Source organism: Streptomyces sp. NBC_01296 (assembly GCF_035984415.1).
Taxonomy (GTDB): domain Bacteria; phylum Actinomycetota; class Actinomycetes; order Streptomycetales; family Streptomycetaceae; genus Streptomyces.
On record NZ_CP130720.1, the window covers coordinates 1963102 to 1983798 of the forward strand.

Genomic DNA, 20697 nt, shown 5'->3' on the forward strand with positions numbered 1-20697 from the left:
CGAGGGCCGGCCCGGGATGCTGGAGCCATGTACACCGACACCGAGCGCTGTGTGAGGGCCGTGCAGTCGAAGGACGCCCGCTTCGACGGGTGGTTCTTCACCGCCGTGCGGACCACCGGGATCTACTGCCGTCCCAGCTGCCCCGCGGTGCCGCCCAAGGTCGAGAACATGACCTTCCTGCCCAGCGCCGCCGCCTGCCAGCAGGCCGGGTTCCGGGCCTGCAAGCGGTGCCGGCCCGACACCTCCCCCGGCTCCCCCGAGTGGAACGCCCGCGCCGACGCCGTCGCCCGGGCCATGCGGCTCATCCAGGACGGCGTCGTGGACCGCGAGGGCGTACCGGGGCTGGCGGCGCGGCTGGGGTACTCCACCCGCCAGGTGGAGCGGCAGCTGAACGCCGAGCTCGGCGCCGGGCCCCTCGCCCTCGCCCGGGCGCAGCGCGCCCAGACCGCCCGGCTGCTCATCGAGACCTCCGAGCTGCCCATGGGCGACGTCGCCTTCGCCGCCGGGTTCTCCTCCATCCGGACCTTCAACGAGACCGTCCGCGAGGTCTTCGCCCTCGCCCCCGGCGAGCTGCGCCTGCGGGCCGAGAAGTCGAGCCGGCACGTGCCGAGGGTGCCCGGCACCATCAGCCTGCGCCTGCCGTTCCGGGCTCCGCTCAACCCCGACAACCTCTTCGGCCACCTGGCCGCGACGGCCGTCCCCGGCGTCGAGGAGTGGCGGGCCGGCGCCTACCGCCGGACGCTGCGGCTCCCGTACGGCACCGGAGTCGTCGCGCTCACCCCGCAGCCCGACCACATCGGCTGCCAGCTGGCCCTCACCGACCTGCGCGACCTCACGATCGCCATCAGCCGCTGCCGCTGGATGCTCGATCTCGACGCCGATCCCGAGGCCGTCGACGAGCAGCTGCGCTCCGACCCGCTGCTGGCCCCGCTCGTCGACAAGGCCCCGGGGCGCCGGGTGCCCCGTACGGTCGATGCGGCGGAGTTCGCCGTACGGGCGGTGCTCGGTCAGCAGGTGTCCACGGCGGCGGCCCGTACGCACGCCGCCCGGCTGGTCACCTCGTACGGGGAACCGGTGGCCGACCCCGATCCCGAGGGCGGGCTGACCCACCTGTTCCCCTCGCCCCAGGCGCTGGCCGCCCTGGACCCGGAGTCCCTGGCCCTGCCGGCCAGCCGGCGCGCCACCCTGACCACCCTCGTCGGCGCGCTGGCCGACGGTTCCCTCCCGCTCGGCATCGACAGCGACTGGGAGGCGGCCCGCGCGCAGCTGAACGCGCTGCCCGGCTTCGGCCCGTGGACCACCGAGGTGATCGCGATGCGGGCGCTGGGCGATCCGGACGCCTTCCTGCCGTCCGACCTCGGGGTCCGGCGGGCCGCGAAGGAGCTCGGGCTGCCGTCGACGCCCGCGGCGCTCACCGCCCGGGCGGCCGGCTGGCGGCCCTGGCGCGCGTACGCCGTGCAGTACCTGTGGGCCACCGATGCCCACCCCATCAACCACCTGCCCGTCTGAGGAGTGCCTTCCGTCATGAGCACCACGCAGCACACCAAGCAGCACGCCGTCGTCGAGAGCCCGTACGGGCCGCTCACCCTGGTCGCCACGGACGGCGTCCTCAGCGGTCTGTACATGACCGGGCAGCGGCACCGGCCCGCCGAGGAGTCCTTCGGGGAGCGGGTCGCCGCGACCGAGGAGCCGTTCCCCGAGGTCGTGCGGCAGCTGGCCGCGTACTTCGCCGGGGAGCTCACGGAGTTCGACGTGCCCGTCCGGCTGGAGGGCACCGCGTTCCAGCGCAGCGTGTGGGACCAGCTCGTACGGATCCCGTACGGCGAGACCTGGTCGTACGGGGAGCTCGCGGCCAAGCTCGGCAAGCCGAACGCCTCGCGCGCGGTGGGCCTGGCCAACGGGAAGAACCCGGTCGGCATCATCGTGCCGTGCCACCGGGTGATCGGCGCCTCGGGCAGCATGACCGGCTACGGCGGCGGCGTCGAGCGCAAGGTGCGGCTGCTGTCCTTCGAGGCAGGCGACCGGCTGTAGACCGGGCGCGCACCCGGCGGGCGTGGTGCGGTGCGTGCCTTCCGGGCCGCGCCGCACCACGCCCTGCGGCTCAGTTGAGCGGGCCGCAGTTGTGGGTGAGGCGGGTGCCGTTGTAGTAGCGGTCGACGCAGGCCTGCATGCTGTGGCCGGGGCCGTCGTAGTACCACGAGGACTGGTTGCCGGTGCCGGGGAGCGGGGACGAGCTCCAGAGGAGGTTGCCGTTGTCGTAGAGCGTGAAGCGGCACTGGTACGGGTCGCTCGCCGAGTTCTGGATCGGATCGTTGGCCATGAAGTCGTGGTAGCCGGTGCTGGTCCAGTGGAGCTCGATCTTCTCGATCGCCACGCAGGAGCCGCTGCCGATCGTCCACTGGCCCTCGGCGGCGTAGGCCGAGGTGGTGGTCGCGCCTGCGGCCAGCACGGCGCCGGTGAGGACCGCGGCGGTGGTGAGGGCGCGGCGGGCGCGGGAGGCGGAGCGTCGCACGGGCATGTCGTTCTCCTTCTGGCATGGGGCACGTGAAAAGGGCCGGTCCGGACCTTCCCTGCATCCGGTCTGGAAACAGCAAAACGCACAAGCGAACGACGACCCAGTGATTCGATCAGCTTCGAATTCGATCACCATGGCGCGTGCGTTGGGGGATGCATGATCAGGGTCGATCTCGGGGCGGACGCGGTCGCACGGACGCGGTTCGCCGTCTCACCGGTCCATTCGCTCGGCCAGTTGCTGTTCCTGCTCGGCCACCGCCCCGAACAGCTCGGCCGGGAGCTGCGCCGCTCGGTGGCCGACGCGGTCAGATCGCAGGGGCTGGGGCTGGTGGCCCGGTTACTGCTCGGCAACCGAGGGGGGTACACGCCCGACTTCCTCAGCCCGCGGCCACTGGACTTCGCCTGCGACCTCGACGGCGAGCTGCACCGGATCACGTGCACCGCGCCCGGGCGGGTGGCCTACGAGATGCGGGCCTTCACCGAGTGCGCCGCCCTGTCCGGCTGTGGCCGCCGCGAACGGTCCGCCCTCGTCCTGAACGCGCTCGACCGCGGCGAACAGGCGCTGGCCGCCACCGTGGCCGGGCAGCTGGAGCGGCTGTGGCAGGGTACGCTGCGGCCGCTGTGGCCGGAGCTCCGGGACCGTATGGAGTCGGACATCGGACGCCGGGCGGACTCCGCGGCCCGCTCCGGCTTCGCGGCGATGGCCGATCTGCTCGCGCCGAGCCTGGGATGGCGGGACGGCGGGGTGGACATCGATCTGGGGCGCGGTTGCCGGTCGCCCGACCACGCCGAACTCTCGGGCCGGGCGGCTGCCGACTTCGCGATCCTGACCCCGTCCGCATTCAGCCGGACCGCCATGTACTGCCTCGACACCGACGGGGCGCCCGACAAGCAGCCGCTGACGGTGGTCTACCCGCTGCCGCCCGCCGAGGAGGCGGGCCGGGCCGGGCTCGGTGAGCTGATCGGCGAGACGCGCGGCCGGGTGCTCGCGGAGCTGGCCGACCCGCGCACCACCGCGGAGCTGGCCGGACGGCTGTATCTGAGCCCGGCCACCGTCTCGTACCACCTGGGGATCCTGCACCGGTCCGGGCTGCTGTCGCGGACCCGGCGGGCCCGGCAGGTGTACTACCAGCGGGCGGTGATCCGGTCCGTGCCCTACACGACGAGCAACGGCACCAGCAGGGCGAACGCGGCGCCCGCCTCGACCGCGTAGCCGAAGAGCGAGGGGTGCTGGACGGGGGCGGCGAGCAGGACCACGCTCTGCTGGGCGGTGGCCGCCGCCACCCAGTCGGCGTCGGCGCCGAGGTTGCCCTGGTACCAGCCCTCGCAGGCGCCGGGGCCGGTCACGGCGAGGAGGTCGTCCTCGCGGCGGTAGAACGCCTGCCAGCCTGCGGCGGGGACGGACCAGCCCTCGAAATCGGTGAACTGGGCCCAGCCGCCCTCGCGTATCGCGGTGTCGAACAGCCACACCGGTGTCCCCTCGGCGGTGACCTCGCCGCCCGCCTGTTCTTCGGTGGTGAAGTGGACCATGGGCAGGGCGTCGGGCCCGTCGGCGGTGCTGGGCCAGGCGTACATCGTGATCATCAGATGATTCTGTCCTGCTCGAAGTAAGCCCGGTGTCACGAGGAGACCGGGCGCGTGCCGTTCTCCAGCTCCGCGGCGCCCTCGCCGGACTCGAGGACCCGGTAGGCCTCTCGGGTGCGCCGGCCGAGCGATCCGGGGAGGTAGGTGGTGAGTTCGGCGGGCTCGACCAGCCGCCAGGAGAGCAGTTCCTCCTCCTGGAGCTTGATCGAGGCGAGCTGCGCCTCCTCGAGCACGCCGCCGTCGTAGAGGTACGCGACCAACGGCGGGCGGCCCTCGCCGAGCGTCCAGTCGACGGCGAGCAGCCGGCCGAGCGGCAGGTCGAGGCCGATCTCCTCGGCACTCTCGCGGCGGGCGGCCGTGCGCGGGGACTCGCCCTGGTCCGACTCGATGGTGCCGCCCGGAAGGGCCCAGCCCTCGCGGTAGTTGGGCTCGACGAGCAGCACCCGGCCCTCGGCGTCGCGGTAGAGGGCGGCGGCGCCGGCCAGCACCCGGGGCAGGCTCGCGATGTACGTGGCGTAGTCATCCGTGGTGGTCACGCCGCCACCCTACCCAGCGGCCCCACCGGGCGGGATCACGCCTCCGGGGTCTTCGGGGCGGGCGGGTCGTCGCGGTCGCGACGGGGCGATTCGGCGACGCGGCGCAGGCGGGGGTGGCGGGACCGGCCCTGGTCGTTCAGGGCGTCGCCGACCATGGCCGTGACCGCGTCCCGCATCCCGTGCAGGGCGTGGTGGCGGGCGGGCCCCGCGCCGGGGTCCTCGCGGAGCTCCTTCACCAGGGCCCAGCAGAGCAGCAGCATGACGATCGCGAAGGGCAGCGCGACCAGGATGGTGGCGGTCTGCAGGGATTTGAGGCCGCCCGCGACCAGGAGCACGGCCGCCACCGCCGCCATCAGCACGCCCCAGGTGACGACGAGCCAGGTCGGCGGGTTCAGCGAGCCGCGGCTGGTGAGCGAGCCCATCACCAGGGAGGCCGAGTCGGCGCTGGTGACGAAGTAGGTCATGACCAGGGCCATGGCCACGTACGAGGTGAGCGTGCCCAGCGGGAGCGCGTCCAGCATGGCGAACAGCGAGGCCTCCGCCCCGTCCTTGACCTTGGCCGCGAGGTCGGCGGCGCCGGTGGAGTCGAGGCGGATCGCGGTGCCGCCCATCACGCAGAACCAGACGACGGTGGCGCCGCTGGGGACGAGCAGGACGCCGATCAGGAACTCGCGGATGGTGCGGCCGTGCGAGATGCGGGCGATGAAGGTGCCGACGAACGGCGCCCAGGACAGCCACCACGCCCAGTAGAAGATCGTCCACGCGCCCAGCCAGGTGCTGTCGGTGAAGGCGCCGGTACGGGTGGCCATGGGCAGCAGTTCGTGCAGGTAGCTGCCGATGCTGGCGGGGATCACGTCGAGGATGTAGACGGTCGGGCCGAGGAGGAAGGCGAAGGTCATCAGGGCGGCCGCGAGCACGATGTTGATCGTGCTCAGCCATTTCACGCCCTTGTGCAGGCCGGAGAAGGCGGAGAGCACGAAGGCCCCGGAGAGCGAGGCGATGATGATCAGCTCGACGGAGGTGGAGTCCTCGATGCCGGCCGTGATGTGGAGCCCTTCGGCGACCTGGAGCGCCCCGAGGCCGAGGCTGGTCGCCGTGCCGAAGACGGTCGCGAACACGGCGAGCAGATCGATGGCCTTGCCGGGCCGCCCGCTGGCGCGCTCCTCCCCCATCAGCGGGACGAAGGCGGCACTGAGGCGGTTGCCGCGGCGCTTGCGGAACGTGGCGTAGGCGAGGGCGAGGCCGGCGATGCCGTAGATGGCCCAGGGGGTCAGGGTCCAGTGGAAGAAGGAGTAGTCGAGGGCCGCCTGGGCGGCGGCCCCGGTGCCGGGGGCCGCCCCGGAGGCGGGCGGTGGGTGCAGGTAGTGGGTGAGCGGCTCGCCCACCCCGTAGAACATCAGGCCGATGCCCATGCCGGCGCTGAACATCATCGCGATCCACGCGAGGTTCGTGAACTCGGGTTCGGAGTCGTCGGCGCCGAGCCGGATCCGGCCGAACCGGCTGATCGCGAGGACGACGCACATGACGAGGAAGACGTCGGCGGCGATCACGAACAGCCAGGCGAAATTGGCCAGCACCCAGGCCAGCGCGGTGCTCGACGCGGTGTCGAAGGAGTCCTTGCCCAGCGCCGCCCAGGCGACGACGGCCAGCACGGCGATCACCCCGATGGCGACGACGGCGCGGTCCGGTTCGGGGTCCGAACCCTCCGGAGGTGCGTCTTCCAGCGATTCCGCGCTCATGCGGCCACACTATGCAGGCGTATATCCGTATTTAGGGGCATGGCGCGCCGGGTGTGAGCCAGGCCACCCATGGGCATAGGAGGATCCTCCGGATAGGCTCATGGGGGCGCGACTGCACTGTTCGATAGCAAGGGATTAGCAAGGTGACGGACGGAGCAGTAACTGAGACCGCGCGCGTGCTCATCGCCGCGGACAAATTCAAGGGCTCGCTCACGGCCGTTCAGGTCGCGGAGCGGGTGACGGCGGGCCTCCGCAAGGCCGTACCGGGCGTGGAGATCGAGACCCTCCCCGTCGCGGACGGCGGCGACGGCACGGTCGCGGCCGCCGTGGCGGCAGGGTTCGAACGCCGGGAGGTACGGGTCACCGGACCGCTCGGCGAGCAGGTCACGGCCGCTTTCGCGCTGCGCGACGGCACCGCCGTGGTCGAGATGGCGGAGGCCTCCGGGCTCCAGCTGCTGCCGGCGGGTGTGTTCGCCCCGCTGACGGCGACCACGTACGGCTCGGGCGAGCTGCTGAAGGCCGCGCTGGACGCGGGGGCGCGCTCGATCGTGTTCGGTGTGGGCGGCAGCGCCACCACCGACGGCGGTGCGGGGATGCTGGCCGCGCTGGGTGCGGTGTTCCTGGACGCGAACGGTGAACCGGTCGGTCCGGGCGGCGGCGCGCTCGCGGAGCTGGCGTCCGCCGACCTGTCCGGGATCGACCCGCGCTTCGCGGAGGTCGACCTCGTCCTGGCGAGCGACGTGGACAACCCGCTGACGGGCCCGAAGGGCGCGCCCGCGGTCTACGGCCCGCAGAAGGGGGCGTCGCCCCAGGACGTGGCGACGCTGGACGCGGCGCTGGCGCACTTCGCGGTGGTGCTGGAGAAGTCGATCGGCGAGAAGGCCGGCCGGCTCGCCGCCGCCCCGGGTGCGGGTGGCGCGGGCGGCATCGGGTACGGAGCACTGCTGCTCGGCGCGTCGTTCCGGCCCGGCATCGAGCTGATGCTGGAGGTGCTGGGGTTCGCTCCGGCGCTCGAGCGGGCGACGCTGGTGATCACCGGTGAGGGCTCGCTGGACGAGCAGACCCTGCACGGCAAGGCCCCGGCCGGTGTCGCGGCGGCGGCGCGGGCGGCGGGCAAGCCGGTCGTGGCGGTCTGCGGCCGTCTGCTGCTGGGCCAGGAGGCCCTGGAGGCGGCCGGCATCCGCAAGGCGTACCCGCTGACGGACCTGGAGCCCGACCCGGCCAAGTCGATCCCGAACGCCGGTCCCCTGCTGGAGCGGGTTGCGGCCCGTATTGCCGCCGACGTGCTCTGACCTCCGGTCGGCCGTACGAGGCCCGGTGCCCCCGAGCGGGGGTGCCGGGCCTCGGCGTTTACGGCCGGCGCCGGTGCCGGGGCGCGGGCGCCGTGCCGCTGCCGATTTCGGCCGACAGGCCGTTCAGGAGTGTGGTCAGGCCGAACGCGAAGAGGGATTCCGGGGAGAGGTCGGCGGAGGTGCGGGTTGCCGCGAAGGCCGGGAAGGTGCCGTCCTGGAGGAGGGCTGCCAGCCGGGTCTCCTGGGCCTGCATCCACTGGTCGCCGGTCACCCCGCTCGAGGCGGTCGCCGCCGATTCGGATTCCAGGTCCACCGCCTGGCCCCGGACGTAGCCGAACAGGGACACCGCGGCGTGCATCCGCGCATCCGCGTCCAGGCCCAGGCCCTCCAGCGCGGCCAGGGCCCATTCGATGTGCCGGACCCCGTTCGGGATCAGCAGCGGGCGGTTCAGGTTCATGGCCGCGGCCAGCCAGGGGTGGGCCCCGTAGAGCCGCCACTGCGCGGCCGCCGACAGCTCGAGCCGGGCCCGCCAGCCCGTCGGGGGCCGCTCCGGCAGCGAGGCCTCCCCGAAGGCGGCGTCGGCCATCAGCGCCACCAGCTGCTCCCGGTTCCGTACGTGCCGGTACAGGGACATGGCCGAGACGCCGAGCTCCGCCCCGAGCCTGCGCATGGTCAGCGCCGCCAGGCCCTCCGCGTCCGCGATCTCCATCGCCGTGCGCACGATCCGGGTCCGGGCCGCGCCCGGGTCGTCCCGGCCCGCCGCCGGGCCCGGCGGCTCGGCCGCGACCACCGTGCCCACCCCGGGCACGGCCCGTACCAGGCCCTCCTGCGCGAGCAGCGCCAGCACCTTGCTCGCCGTGGCCATCGCCACCCCCCAGCGCTGGGTGATCGCCCGCGTCGACGGCACCCGGTCCCCCGGCCGCAGCTCCCCCGCCTCGATCCGCCGCCGCAGCTCGGCCGCGATCCGCGCGTACGGCGCCTGTGGTGTCATTCCCTGCCTCCCGACCCCGACCCTGCCTGGTGCACTAGTACACCATGGCCTCCAGTGCACTAGGCTGCTTTGCTCGACAAAGGCCTTATCACTGGGGTTTTGCGTCTGTACGTTGTACGCCTCGGAACCAAGAAGGGAACCCCGCATGACCCCCACGAAGACCGTCCTGATCTCCGGCGCCAGCGTCGCCGGCCCCGCCCTCGCCTACTGGCTGCACCGGCACGGATTCGCCCCCACCGTCGTCGAGCGCGCCCCGCAGCTCCGCGACGGCGGCTACGCCGTCGACTTCCGCGGCGAGGCCCTCGACGTACTCGACCGGATGGGCCTGCTCGACGAGATCCGGGCGCTCGACACCGGGATGGGCGACGCCGCGATGATGGACGCCGACGGCAGGCAGTACGCCACCCTCCCGGCCGCGGTCTTCGCCGGCGACCTGGAGGTCCTCAAGGGCGACCTGACCCGGCTCCTCCACGAAGCCACCCGCGCCGACGTCGAGTACGTCTTCGGCGACTCGATCGCGACGCTGGAACAGGACGCCGACGGCGTGTCCGTCACCTTCGAGCACGGCGCGCCGCGCCGCTTCGACCTGGTCGTCGGCGCCGACGGGCTGCACTCCACCACCCGCGCGCTGGCCTTCGGCCCCGAGGAGCGGTTCGTCCGCCACCTCGGCATCTACACGGCGATCTTCAACCTCGACAACTACCTCGGACTGCGGAGCACCGGGCAGCTGTACGCCGCTCCGGGCAAGACCGCCAACGTCTTCTCGGCCCGCGCCGACACCGAGGCCCGGGCGGCCTTCCACTTCGCCGCGCCCGAAGGGCTGGACTACGACCGCCGCGACCGGGCGCAGCAGAAGCGGATCGTGGCCGAGCGGTTCGCGGGCGAGGGCTGGGAGGTGCCGCGGCTGCTGGCGGAGATGGACGCGGCGGCGGAGTTCTTCTTCGACGCCAACGCCCAGGTGGAGATGGAGACGTGGGCCGCCGGCCGGGTCGTGCTGCTCGGCGATGCGGGCGCCTGCGCCGGGCCGACCTCGGGCCGCGGCACCTCGCAGGCGCTGATCGGCGCGTACGTCCTGGCGGGCGAGCTGGCCGAGGCCGGCGGCGACCACCGGGCGGCCTTCGCCGCGTACGAGGACCGGATGCGCCCGTACGTCGCCGAACACCAGGCACTGGGCCGGGAGGGCGCGGAGCGGTTCTTCCTGCCCGCCCCGACCCAGGAGGTGCTGGACATGCTCGCCGCCGGCGCCCCGGAGCACGCCCGCACGGAACCGATCCGGCTGCGGGACTACGAGCCCAGCAGCTGAGCCGTGGTGACGACGCGGGCGAAGCCGCCGCCCTGGAGGTTGACGGCGGTGGCGGTCGCCAGCTCGTCGGCCGTCAGCCGGAGCCCGTCCGGGCCCTCGAGGTCGAAGGTGTGCGTGGCGTCGAGCGGGACGAGCACGTCGTAGCCCAGGTTCCCGGCCATCCGCGCGGTGGTCTCGACGCACATGTTCGTCTGGATCCCCGAGACCACGAGCTGGCCGATGCCCTGGGCGGTGAGCCATGCGGCCAGGTCGGGGGTGCCGTAGAAGGAGGAGTTCACGGTCTTGGTGACCAGCAGGGACTCCTGCCCCGCCCGGTCGGCCACGAAGTCCTTGAAGGCGTGGCCGGGGTGGCCTTCGGCCAGGACCGAGCCGGCGGTCCGCGAGGCGTGGCGGACGAGCACCACGGGGCGGCCGGACTCCTGCCAGGCGTCCATCAGGGCGGCGATGTTGGCCTCGGCGGCCGGGTTGTTGCGGGGGCCCCAGTAGGAGGCGTCGTCGAAGCCCTGCTGTACGTCGATGACCAGCAGGGCGGCGTTCGGGGCGAGTGCGATCTCGTTCTTCGTCATGGCTTCATGATCTTCCGCCGGACCGGCGCGCCGACAGCGGCAACCGGGACCCGAACCGATGGGATCCTGCCAGAATGGCAGCATGCATCGTGTCGCCGTCGTCGTCCAGCCCGGGATCCGCAGCTTCGACCTCGCCGTCATCACCGAGGTCTGGGGACCCGACCGCAGCCACCTGGGCGTCCCGCGCTTCGAGCTGCGCCGGTGCGCCGTGGACACCGGGCCGATCGCACTGCCCGGCGGGCTGACCCTGGCCCCCGACGGGCCGCTCGACTGGCTCGCCGAGGCCGATCTCGTCGTCGTGCCGGCGCTGGCCGAACCCGCCGCCCCGACGCCCGGGCCGGTCCTCGCCGCCCTGCGGGACGCGCACGCCCGGGGCGTGCCGATCGCCGCACTGTGCGCGGGAGCGTTCATCCTCGCGGAGGCGGGCCTGCTGGCGGGCCGCCGGGCCGTGACCCACTGGTCGCTGGCGCCGCAGCTCGCCGCGCGCCACCCGTCCGTGCTGGTCGAGGACGCCCCGCTGTACGTGGAGGACGGCGGGCTGTGGACCTCCGCGGGGGTGGCCTCCGGGATCGACCTCTGTCTGCACCTCGTACGGGAGGCCCACGGCGCGGAGGCCGCCGCCGCCATCGCGCGGTCCATGGTGACGGGCCCGTTCCGCACCGGCGGCCACGCCCAGTACCTGGACCGGCCCACCCCGGCGGCGGACCGGACCGCCGAGGCCCTGGCGGCCGTACGGGAGCGGGCCCTGCGCCATCTGCACGAGCCGCTGTCCGTGGCCACGCTGGCCCGCTGGGCGGGGATGTCCCCGCGCTCCTTCGCCCGCCATTTCCTCGCCGCCACCGGGACCACCCCGCACCGCTGGATCCTCGGCCACCGCCTGGACGAGGCCCGCAAGCTCCTGGAGCGCACGGACCATCCGGTTCCGGAAGTGGCCCGGCGCGCGGGCTTCGCCAGCGAGGTCACGTTCCGCCAGCACTTCACCTCGTCCATGGGCCTCAGCCCCCGTGCGTACCGCAGTGCGGCGATCGCCACACCAGCAGCCCCGCCCAAATCCCGGTGACAGTGTTAGAAATGGCTCATGACCGGACGTTTGGGTCGACCCAGGGGATCCCCGCCCCGGCAGCCGATCGGGCGGGACCCCGGCCTGCCGCCGCGCCTCTCCCTGGGTGCCCGCAGTGTCGCCGGTCAGGTCTTCGCGCTCCAGGCGTTCATCGTGGTGCTGCTGATCGCGGCCGCCTCGCTGGCCCTCGTGTTCCAGGAGCGGTACGACACCGAGCGCGATGCGCGCCACCGCTCCCTCGCGGCCGCGGAGGCCTTCGCGCACGCCCCCGGCCTCCCCGAGGCCCTCGTGGCGCCCAACCCGACGCGTGCGCTGCAGCCCCTGGCCGAGGCCGCCCGGCGGGGCTCGGGCGTCGATTTCATCGCCGTGATGGCGCCCGACGGGCTGCGCTACACCGACTCCCGGCCGGACCTGATCGGCAAACGGGCCACCGGCGACCTCTCGCGGGCCGTCGGCGGGCAGTCCTTCACCGAGGTGTTCAAGGGTTCGCCCAGCGATGCGGTCCGCGCCGTGGTCCCCGTACGGGACGCGAGCGGGACGGTCGTCGGCCTGGTCGGCACCGGCATCGAGGTCGCCAAGGTCTCCGACGTGGTCGAGGGCCAGCTGCCGCTGCTGCTCGGCGCCACGGCGGGCGCGCTGCTGCTCGGCACGGGCGGCGCCGCCCTGGTCAGCCGCCGATTGCGGCGCCAGACCCGAGGCCTGGGCGAGGCCGAGATGGCCCGGATCAACGAGCACCACGAGGCGGTCCTGCACGCGGTCCGCGAGGGCGTCCTGATCATCGGCGCCGACCAGCGGCTGCTGCTCGCCAACGACGAGGCCCGGCGGCTGCTGAACCTGCCGCCCGACGCCGAGCAGCGCCATGTGGGCGAGCTGGGCCTCGACCCGCGCACCACCTCGCTGCTGGTGTCCGGGCGGGTCGCGACGGACGAGGTGCACCTGGCGGGCGACCGGCTCCTCGCCGTCAACGTCCGCCCGACCAAGCCGTACGGAGGGCACCCGTCCGGCAGCGTCATGACCCTGCGCGACACCACCGAGCTCGCCGCGCTCTCGGGCCGCGCCGAGGTGGCCCGGGAGCGGCTCCAGCTGCTGTACGACGCGGGGGTGCGGATCGGGACCACGCTGGACGTGGTGCGGACCGCCGAGGAGCTGTCGGAGGTGGCGGTGCCCCGGTTCGCCGACTTCGTCACGGTGGAGCTGCTGGAGCCGGTGCTGAAGGGCGAGGAGCCCTCGCCGGCCACCGGCGTGTACTCCGAGATGCGCAGGGCGGCGATGAGCGGGGTGCGCACCGACCAGCCGCTGCAGCCGGTCGGCGACATCATCCGCTTCGAGGTGCCCACCGCTCCGATGGCGGCGGCCCTGGACGCCGGGCACGCGGTGCTGGCGTCCGATCTGAACGCGGCGATGGGCTGGCGGGCGCAGGACGAGGCGGGCACCCGCCAGGCGCTGGGGTACGGGCTGCACTCGCTGATCTCGGTGCCGCTGCAGGCCCGCGGCGTGGTCCTCGGCATGGCCAACTTCTGGCGGGCCGCCGACACCCCGGAGGCCTTCGACGAGGAGGACCTGTCGTTCGCGGAGGAACTGGGGGCGCGGGCGGCCGTCTCCATCGACAACGCCCGCCGCTTCACCCGGGAGCACGCGACGGCCGTGGCCCTCCAGCGGAGCCTGCTGCCCCGGGTGCTGCCGGACCAGAGCGCCGTGGAAGTGGCCTTCCGGTACCTGCCCGCGAAGGCGGGGGTGGGCGGGGACTGGTTCGACGTGATCCCGCTCGCCGGCGCCCGCGTGGCGCTGATCGTCGGCGACGTCGTCGGGCACGGGGTGCACGCGGCGGCCACGATGGGCCGGCTGCGGACCGCCGTGCACAACTTCTCCACCCTGGACATGCCGCCGGACGAGCTGCTGGGGCACCTGGACGAGCTGATCCACCGCATCGACCAGAACGAGTCCGCGGCCGCCGGGGACGCCGCCGACGGGGCGGGCGAGCCGGCCGGCGTCACGGGCGCCACCTGCCTGTACGCGGTCTACGACCCGGTCTCCGGGGTCTGCACGATGGCGAGTGCCGGGCACCCCGGACCGGCCCTGGTCCGGCCGGACGGCGGCGTGGAGTTCCCGGAGCTGCCCGCCGGGCTGCCGCTCGGCGTGGGCGGCATGCCCTTCGAGGCCACCGAGCTGCTGCTGCCGGAGTCGAGCCGGCTCGTGCTGTTCACGGACGGCCTGCTGGAGGACCGCGACCGGGATTTCGACGCCGGCCTCGACCTGCTGGCCGAGACGCTCTCCCAGCCCGGCCGCAGCCCCGAACAGGCCTGTGCGGACGTGCTGGCCGCGCTGCTGTTCCCGTCCCCGAGCGACGACATCGCCCTGCTGATCGCCGACACCCGGCGGCTGGAGGCGGGCCGGATCGCGGAGTGGGAGGTGCCCGCCGACCCGGCCGCGGTCTCCCGGGTGCGCAACGCGGGCTCGGCGCAGCTCGCCGCCTGGGGGCTGGGGGGCATCGCGTTCACGGCCGAGCTGATCCTCAGCGAGCTCATCACCAACGCCATCCGGTACGGGACCGCGCCCATCCGGGTGCGGCTGCTGCGCGACCGCAACCTCATCTGCGAGGTCTCCGACGGCAGCAGCACCTCGCCGCACCTGCGGTACGCGGCCACCACCGACGAGGGCGGCCGCGGCCTGTTCCTGGTCGCGCAGTACGCCGAGCGATGGGGTACCCGGTACACCGAGCGCGGCAAGGTCATCTGGGCCGAGCTGCCGCTGACCGGCGATCCGGAGCCCGCGTTGCCGGTGATGGACCTGGAGTCGCTGGAGGACCTGGCCTGGTGACGGCCCTGGGCGCCGGCGCCAGGCGGCGCCAGGCGCCCGCGGCCACCGGCCGCTCAGCGGGGCCGGGAGGCCGCCGTACGGGCGAGCAGGACCGCCACGTCGTCCTGCGGGGCCCCCGGCAGCAGACGCGCCAGGATCTCGTCGCACAGCCGGTCCAGCGGCTGCCCGGCGTCGCGCAGCGCCCACCCCAGCTGGGCCATGCCCTGGTCGAGGTCCCGGTCGCGGGCCTCGATGAGGCCGTCGGTGTAGAGGACGAGCAGGCTTCCGGGCGGCAGGGCGACCTCTTCGGTGCGGAATTCCTGCCCGCCCGTGCCCAGCGGGGTGCCGGGCGGGCCGTCGAGGAAGGTGACCTCCCCGCCCGCCGTGGCCACGGCGGGCGGCGGGTGGCCGGCGCGGGCGATGGTGCAGCCGCCCGTGGCCGGGTCGTGGACGGCGTAGACGCAGGTCGCCATCTCGTCCTCGCCCAGGTCGGCGACGGCCTCGTCGAGCGAGCGCAGCAGCCGGGTCGGGGAGACGTCGTGGCGGGCGAGGGTGCGTACGGCCGTGCGCAGCTGCCCCATGACGGCGGCGGCGTGGATGCCGTGGCCCATGACGTCCCCGATGACCAGGCCGGTGCGGCCGCCGGGCAGCTGGATGACGTCGTACCAGTCGCCGCCGACGTCGTGGTCGCTGGCGGGCAGGTAGCGGCCGGTCAGTTCCAGGCCGGTGACCTCGGGCAGGGCGCTGTTGCTGAGGCTGCGCTGGAGCGTCAGGGCGGCCCGGCGCTGGTTGGTGTACATCCGGGCGTTGTCGATGTTGAGCGCCGCGCGGGCGACCACCTCGTCGAGGAGCACGCAGTCCTGCTCGTCGAAGGGCTCGCGGCCGCGCAGCCGTGTCACGGTGACCGCGCCGAGCACGGTGCCGCGGGCGACGAGCGGGATCAGCCGGGCGGAGCCGAGGGTGGCGAGGTAGTCGCGCAGTTCCGTGGCGCGCGGGTCGGGGACCAGCGCGTGCACGTCGGACACGTACAGGTTCATGGGCCGCCCCTCGGCGATGACCTGCTCGTAGACCGACTCGGCCGGGATCTGGAAGGTCTGGCCGGGTGCCAGCCGGGCGGTGGGGGCGTCCGGGTCGGGGAACTCGACCGCGATGCGGCGCAGCATGCCCTGGTGGGTGGCCGCGGCGTCGTCGGGCGCGAGGACGGCCTCCAGCAGCTGTACGTCGGCCGAGTCGGCCAGCTGGGGTACGAGGACCTGCACGATCTCCCGGGCGGTCTGGTCCAGGTCGAGGGTGGTGCCGATGCGGGTGCCGGCCTCGGCAAGGACGGCGAAGCGGCGGCGGGCCCGCTCGGCCTCGACCTGGGCCTGCTGGCTCTCGGTGATGTCGATGAGGGAGGCGATCACGCCGAGCGGGCGGCCGGAGCCGTCGAGCAGCGGGGCGTACGAGCAGGACCAGGTGTGGTCGTGCTCGGGATCGGCCGGGGTGCGGCCGGTGCGGCGGACGTCGACGACGGCGGTGCCCCGGTCCATGACCTGCTGCATCGTCGCCTCGAGCGCGACGGCGTTGACGCCGGGCACGACCTCGGTGAGCCGTTTGCCGAGGTGGTCGGCGGCCGAGACGCCGTTCATCCGGGCCAGTGCGTCGTTGACCCGCAGGAAGCGCAGGTCGGGGCCGAGGGTGGCGAGGCCGATGGGCGACTGGGTGAAGAGGCTCTGGAGGGCGGCGAGCGAGTCCCGCATGCGCAGGACCTCGGTGGTCTCCACGGCGATCAGCATGGCCCCCGTACGGCCCTGCGGGTCGATGGCGGGGACGATCCACATCTCCATGGTGACGCGGTGCCCGTCGCGGTGGCGTACGGGGAGGGTGCCGACCACCGTCTCACCCGCCTGGACGCGCCGGGTCAGGTCGTCGGCGAGCTCTTGGTTGGTCTCGGGGACGAGTACGGACGTGCCGGGGCGGCCGAGGATGTCCTCGGGGCGGTGGCCGAGCAGGTCCTGGGCGGCGAGCGACCATTCGACGATGAGTCCGTCGGCGTCCTCCCGCCAGAGGGCGATCGGCAGCAGCTCGCGGAGCACACCGGCGTACCCGACAGCCGCGACCGGCTGATCCGGGACCTCGCTCGTCGACTGGTATGTGTCCACCGCACCGACCTCACCCCGGGGGGTCTGATTCCTACCGATTCACCCTATCCGAGCGATCGGCGCGGGGCGCTGCGTCGGCCGGTGTGGCCGACGGGCCCGGATACGGGCGGGCGCGGCCTCGGGTACAGCCAGGGAAGGACGAAGGTGACCCAGAACAGGACGGCGTAGAGCATGAGGGCGGCCCACCAGCCGCCGAGCCCGGGGCGGCCGAACTGGACGAGGCCGGCGATCACTCCCGCGACGGCGGCGGCCCCCGGCAGCAGCGCCCACCGGTCCGTACCGACGTACAGCACGGCCGCGGCGGCGAGGGCGAACGCGACCCCGACGATCAGCGTGCGGGCGCCGTCGCCGACCTCCGGGGGGTGCAGGCCGCGCAGCTGCCACAGGGCGACGGGCGGGCTGGCCACCGCGATCAGGAGGGCGGGGACGCGCAGCCGGGCGGGCCGGATCCGCTGTCGGACGAGCGCCGCGAGGGCGACCATGGCGTACAGGCAGACCGGGACGTGGCCGGGGAGCGAGGACCAGTCGCCGGTGGAGAAGGCGATGCCCGTCCACATCAGCACGGCCGCGCACAGGGCCGCTACGGGCGCCACCGCCCCGGCCAGCACCGGGAGGCAGACCAGCGGCTTCAGCACGCCGAGGAGGCCCTGCACCAGGCGGGCCCCGGCTCGGCCCGTGGGCTGGAGCGCAGGCCAGGCGAGGAGCCCGGTGCGCAGGGCCGCCCGGCGCGGATCCCGCGCCCGGAGCAGCCGGCCGGCCTCCTCGGCGCCGATCTCGCGGAAGGACTCCAGGGCCGCGTCGAACGCGGCCCGTGTGGGCAGGCCCGGTGGGTTCGGCGCGTTCAGGGCGTTCGGCGGGTTCTGCGCGTTCGGCGGGGAGTCCGGGGGCCGGTTGCCGCCCCGGAAGCCCTTGCGGTGCAGCTCGGCGAGGAGCGGCAGCTCCTCCTGGAGGATCTCGTGCTGGCGGACCGCGGTGAGCACGTCCCGTACGCGGTCCCAGGGGGCCACGTCCGGCCGGGTGGTGACGTCCTGCGCCCAGAGCTCCGTGAACGGCGGGCCGAGTGCCAGCTCCCCGGCGATCTCCTCGCCGAGCGCCGTGAGGTCCTCGGGGTCCCCGAACGCGTCGTGCAGGCGCTCGTCGGTGGCGACGACCGACACGAGGGCGGCGGCCCCGTCGAGGCGGCCCCAGGTCCAGTCGCTCATCCGCCAGCGGGCGCTGAGGAACGCGGCGAAGTTGTTCAGCTGGTTGCCGCTGAGCTTGGCCCTGACCATGTCCTCCGGCGAATCCGGGGCCACCTGGGGCAGCACCGTGCGCGTGGCCCAACTGGTGTCGGCCGCCGAAACGGTGTGGAAGTCGATGTCGGTGGCCTCGGCCAGCGGGTCGGGACGCAGCGGGCCGAGCAGCACCTCGGCGTACGCCAGCGCCTCGGTCATCGGCGGGCCGGTGCCGAGGGCGGCGGCGTGGAGGGCCTCGTAGCCGCCGACGTCGGGGCTCAGGTCCAGGCCGATCTCCTGGCCCAGGTCCGCCAGCCGCTCCCACAGGTGGCCGAAGCCCTCCGGGACGGCTGCCCGGCCGGTCGCGGGGACCTCGGGCAAGGTGGCGGCGCCGACCGCCGTCGCGAGGTTCGCCGCCCAGGTCTCCCAGTGCGCGGGCGAGGCCTCGGGCGGGGGCACGGGCGGCATGAGGGCGCCCAGCAGGCAGGTCGCCTCGCCGTACGGGGCGGCGGCATCGGTGGGCATCAGGCCGAGGGACAGGGCGGCCCGGTAGCGGCCGAGCAGCAGCCGGTCCCGGGCGGCGTTCAGGGTGGCGACGGCGGAGCGGCACGCGAACAGCCGGGTCCGGTACGCCTCCACCAGCTCCGCCTCCACCGGCCCGGCACCGGACTCGTACGCCACCAGCCAGTCCATGAGCAGCCGTACGGTACGTGCGAGGGCCAGCGGCGAGTACCCGGGGCCGGGCAGGGTGCCGGGCGCCACCGCCAGGCCGTCCGCCGCCCGGCGCAGCCGGGCGAAGAGGACCGCCGAGCCTTCCGCGGCGCTCTCGTCCAGCGCCTCGAGCGGCCCCGGGCCCGCGGGCAGCGGCAGCGCGTCCGGGCCGGTCACCTCCGCCGGGTCCGCCAGCAGCCGGATCAGCCGCTGCGCCTCCGCCCGGCCGGCCGCGCGGGCGTACGGGCCCAGCCGGGCCATCGCCGCGTCGTACAGCTCGGTGAGGGTCGGCGGCAGCACCCCGAGGACGGCCCGCTGCTGCTCGGCCGCGGCCTCGGCGGCGCGCAGCTCGAGGGCGTCGTCGCGCAGGGACTCCGCGCCGGTCTTCACGGCCAGGGACTTCGCGGCCATCCGCACCAGCCGGGTGACGCGCCGGCTGCCGCCCGGCTCGGGAGGCGGCGGGAACGGGGGCACCGGCTGGAGGAACAGCAGCCGGCGGTCGGCCCTGCGGGCCACCGGGGACCCGGCGACGGCCCGTACGGCCCAGGCGACGGGGATGTTGTCCAGCAGCCCGCCGTCCATGAGTTCGGCGCAGCCGTTCAGGTCCTCGTCGGGGTGGCCGCTCTCGCTGCTGACGCCGCGCATGTCCACCCGGGGCGGGTCCTCGACGGGCTGCGCGCCGTTGCCGACGTACACCCGGCCCGGTTCGAAGGCTCCCGGAAACGAGGAGGAGGTCCGCGCCGCGTACGCGAGCCGGTCCAGCGCCGTCTCCCGGGCCGCGCCCGTGACGTCGTCGGGGAAGTCCGTCAGGGCGGCGCGGTGCCGGAAGCGGAAGTAGGCCTGGGAGCGCCCGACCGGAAGCGGCCGTCCGAGGGTGGGCCGGACCAGGTCCCGGCGGGGCCGCAGCCGGGTGGCCGTCAGGATCAGCCGCAGCGAGGCGGGCGGCCGCCGGTCCGGCGGGGCCTCGTCGACGAGGCGGCCCAGTGCACCGCGCAGCTCCTTGTAGAAGACCTCGTCGCCGCGCATCAGCGAGGACGGCACGTGGAAGGGGGTGGAGCGGCGCAGCAGCCCTTCGAGGTCGCCCAGGCTCAGCCACAGGTCCCGCACGCCCCGGCCGAAGGGCATCCCGTACACGAGGTGGCAGGCCAGCAGGACGCCGTTGATCCCCCCGGCGCTGGTTCCGACGAGGACGTCGATGTCGACGTCCTCGTATCCGCACGTGTCCAGAAGGCCTGCGTAGACGCCCGATTCCGGGGCCGGCTGCTGCCCGGCCGCCGCCCGCAGCGCCGCCGTCTCGCAACAGGCCCCGCCCATCCAGACGGCGAGACTGACCCCGCCGCGCATCGCGAGGGCCAGCCGCAGTTCCGTACTGCGCCGGCCCGGCCGGTCGTCGCTCATGCCTCCAGCTTGGCCCTGTCTCAGGCGTGCCGCACCCGGGCGGCCACCACCTCGCGGGTGCGGGTGGCGGAGCAGCAGAAGTTGCGTATCAGTCCGGAGAGTTCACAGCCCGGTTCCACTCCGAGTTCGCGTTTCACGAGGTCGCGGTAGGTGTCGTAGGTGCGCATCGCCTCGATCAGGTTGCCCTCCGCCAAGTGGGCCTCGATCAGGGCCCGCTGGGCGCTTTCGCGCAGCGGTTCTGCGCTCACCGCGACCAGCGCGGACTCCACCGCCTCGGCGTGCCGGCCGACGCGGGCCAGCTCGCGGCTCAGCGCCTCCAGCGCGTGCAGCAGCCGCTGGCGGACGCGTTCGCGTTCCAGCAGCACCCAGTCGTCGTACCAGCCGGGCAGCAGATCGAGCGCGTCGGTACGCCATTTCAGCACCGAGAGGTCCTGGCTGGTGGCGGTGCCGCCGATGAGCCGCCCGGCCCAGCCGTACAGGACGTACAGGTCGACCACCGTGTGCTCGCGCACGGCGAGCGAGCACTTGTCGGAGTCGAGCAGGTCGATGCCGGCGGCCTTGAGCCGCCACAGCGCGGACCGCAGGTTCCCGGCAGCCCTCAGGTCGTCGCCGGAGGGCCACAGCGTGCCCGCTGCATGCCGGCGCTCGACCCGGCCGCCGTTGAGCGCGACGAACGCGAGCAGGCGCTTGCCCCCTTCCGGAACGTCCAGCCATCTCCCCTGATGGACGACGCGCGGGCCGCCGAGGAGGTGGAGGGCCGGCGCCTCCCCCTGCCCGGGAACACGGACCGGTGACTCGAGGAACTGCTGGTTCATAGGCGGTCCTCCTGCATAGAAGTCCGACCACATATGC

At 74.1% G+C, this 20697-nt stretch carries 16 protein-coding genes; 7 read left to right on the forward strand and 9 right to left on the reverse strand.

The annotated features are described in order from the left end of the window. Positions 1–27: 27 nt before the first annotated feature. Positions 28–1509 (forward strand): AlkA N-terminal domain-containing protein, encoded by a 1482-nt coding sequence (locus tag OG299_RS09225; RefSeq protein WP_266634770.1) that lies wholly within the window; start codon positions 28–30, stop codon positions 1507–1509. A gap of 15 nt (positions 1510–1524) precedes the next feature. Beyond that, positions 1525–2031: a methylated-DNA--[protein]-cysteine S-methyltransferase gene (locus OG299_RS09230; protein ID WP_327361189.1), complete on the forward strand. Its 507-nt coding sequence runs from the start codon at positions 1525–1527 to the stop codon at positions 2029–2031. Between the two features lie 70 nt (positions 2032–2101). Here OG299_RS09230 and OG299_RS09235 read toward each other — a convergent pair whose 3' ends face one another. Beyond that, the gene (locus OG299_RS09235) at positions 2102–2518 is read right to left on the reverse strand and encodes a hypothetical protein (protein ID WP_266634766.1); all 417 of its coding nucleotides are present in this window, start codon (positions 2516–2518) and stop codon (positions 2102–2104) included. Positions 2519–2671: 153 nt separating this feature from the next. Here OG299_RS09235 and OG299_RS09240 point away from each other — a divergent pair, with 153 nt between their 5' ends. Further along, on the forward strand, positions 2672–3727 hold the full coding sequence (locus tag OG299_RS09240) for an ArsR/SmtB family transcription factor (protein WP_327361190.1): 1056 nt from the start codon (positions 2672–2674) through the stop codon (positions 3725–3727). On the opposite strand, the gene OG299_RS09245 is transcribed toward OG299_RS09240, so the two are convergent. Genes OG299_RS09245 through OG299_RS09255 form a run of 3 tightly spaced genes read right to left on the reverse strand, consistent with a single transcriptional unit; the run spans position 3670 to position 6373 of the window. After that, positions 3670–4098 carry a hypothetical protein gene (locus OG299_RS09245; protein WP_266634762.1) on the reverse strand — a complete coding sequence of 143 codons (429 nt, stop codon included), beginning with the start codon at positions 4096–4098 and terminating at the stop codon, positions 3670–3672. The genes OG299_RS09240 and OG299_RS09245 overlap by 58 nt on opposite strands. Positions 4099–4133: 35 nt before the next feature. Next, the gene (locus OG299_RS09250; protein ID WP_266634760.1) at positions 4134–4634 is read right to left on the reverse strand and encodes an NUDIX domain-containing protein; all 501 of its coding nucleotides are present in this window, start codon (positions 4632–4634) and stop codon (positions 4134–4136) included. Between the two features lie 35 nt (positions 4635–4669). Next, a complete protein-coding gene (locus OG299_RS09255; RefSeq protein ID WP_327361191.1) occupies positions 4670–6373 on the reverse strand; it encodes a BCCT family transporter in 1704 nt (567 codons plus the stop codon). Positions 6374–6516: 143 nt separating this feature from the next. Here OG299_RS09255 and OG299_RS09260 point away from each other — a divergent pair, with 143 nt between their 5' ends. Beyond that, on the forward strand, positions 6517–7665 hold the full coding sequence (locus OG299_RS09260; RefSeq protein ID WP_266634756.1) for a glycerate kinase: 1149 nt from the start codon (positions 6517–6519) through the stop codon (positions 7663–7665). A gap of 58 nt (positions 7666–7723) precedes the next feature. On the opposite strand, the gene OG299_RS09265 is transcribed toward OG299_RS09260, so the two are convergent. After that, complete coding sequence (locus OG299_RS09265; RefSeq protein ID WP_327361192.1) at positions 7724–8656, reverse strand: GntR family transcriptional regulator; 933 nt, start codon at positions 8654–8656, stop codon at positions 7724–7726. Positions 8657–8801: 145 nt separating this feature from the next. Between OG299_RS09265 and OG299_RS09270 the strand changes: the two genes are divergently transcribed. After that, positions 8802–9959 (forward strand): FAD-dependent monooxygenase, encoded by a 1158-nt coding sequence (locus tag OG299_RS09270; RefSeq protein WP_327361193.1) that lies wholly within the window; start codon positions 8802–8804, stop codon positions 9957–9959. Here OG299_RS09270 and OG299_RS09275 read toward each other — a convergent pair. Continuing rightward, positions 9941–10525 (reverse strand): cysteine hydrolase family protein, encoded by a 585-nt coding sequence (locus OG299_RS09275; protein WP_266634750.1) that lies wholly within the window; start codon positions 10523–10525, stop codon positions 9941–9943. The genes OG299_RS09270 and OG299_RS09275 overlap by 19 nt on opposite strands. Positions 10526–10607: 82 nt before the next feature. Between OG299_RS09275 and OG299_RS09280 the strand changes: the two genes are divergently transcribed. Together OG299_RS09280 and OG299_RS09285 are read left to right on the forward strand one after the other, a co-directional pair. Continuing rightward, a complete protein-coding gene (locus OG299_RS09280) occupies positions 10608–11585 on the forward strand; it encodes a GlxA family transcriptional regulator (protein WP_266634748.1) in 978 nt (325 codons plus the stop codon). An 18-nt stretch (positions 11586–11603) separates the two neighbouring features. Continuing rightward, the gene (locus tag OG299_RS09285) at positions 11604–14402 is read left to right on the forward strand and encodes a SpoIIE family protein phosphatase (RefSeq protein ID WP_327361194.1); all 2799 of its coding nucleotides are present in this window, start codon (positions 11604–11606) and stop codon (positions 14400–14402) included. Positions 14403–14455: 53 nt separating this feature from the next. Here OG299_RS09285 and OG299_RS09290 read toward each other — a convergent pair whose 3' ends face one another. The 3 genes from OG299_RS09290 to OG299_RS09300 are packed head-to-tail and all read right to left on the reverse strand — an operon-like array spanning position 14456 to position 20660. Then, positions 14456–16522 carry a SpoIIE family protein phosphatase gene (locus OG299_RS09290; protein ID WP_266634746.1) on the reverse strand — a complete coding sequence of 689 codons (2067 nt, stop codon included), beginning with the start codon at positions 16520–16522 and terminating at the stop codon, positions 14456–14458. Between the two features lie 44 nt (positions 16523–16566). Continuing rightward, the gene (locus OG299_RS09295; RefSeq protein ID WP_327361195.1) at positions 16567–19845 is read right to left on the reverse strand and encodes a DUF3376 domain-containing protein; all 3279 of its coding nucleotides are present in this window, start codon (positions 19843–19845) and stop codon (positions 16567–16569) included. Between the two features lie 20 nt (positions 19846–19865). Continuing rightward, positions 19866–20660: an AfsR/SARP family transcriptional regulator gene (locus OG299_RS09300; protein ID WP_327361196.1), complete on the reverse strand. Its 795-nt coding sequence runs from the start codon at positions 20658–20660 to the stop codon at positions 19866–19868. Positions 20661–20697 lie beyond the last annotated feature (37 nt).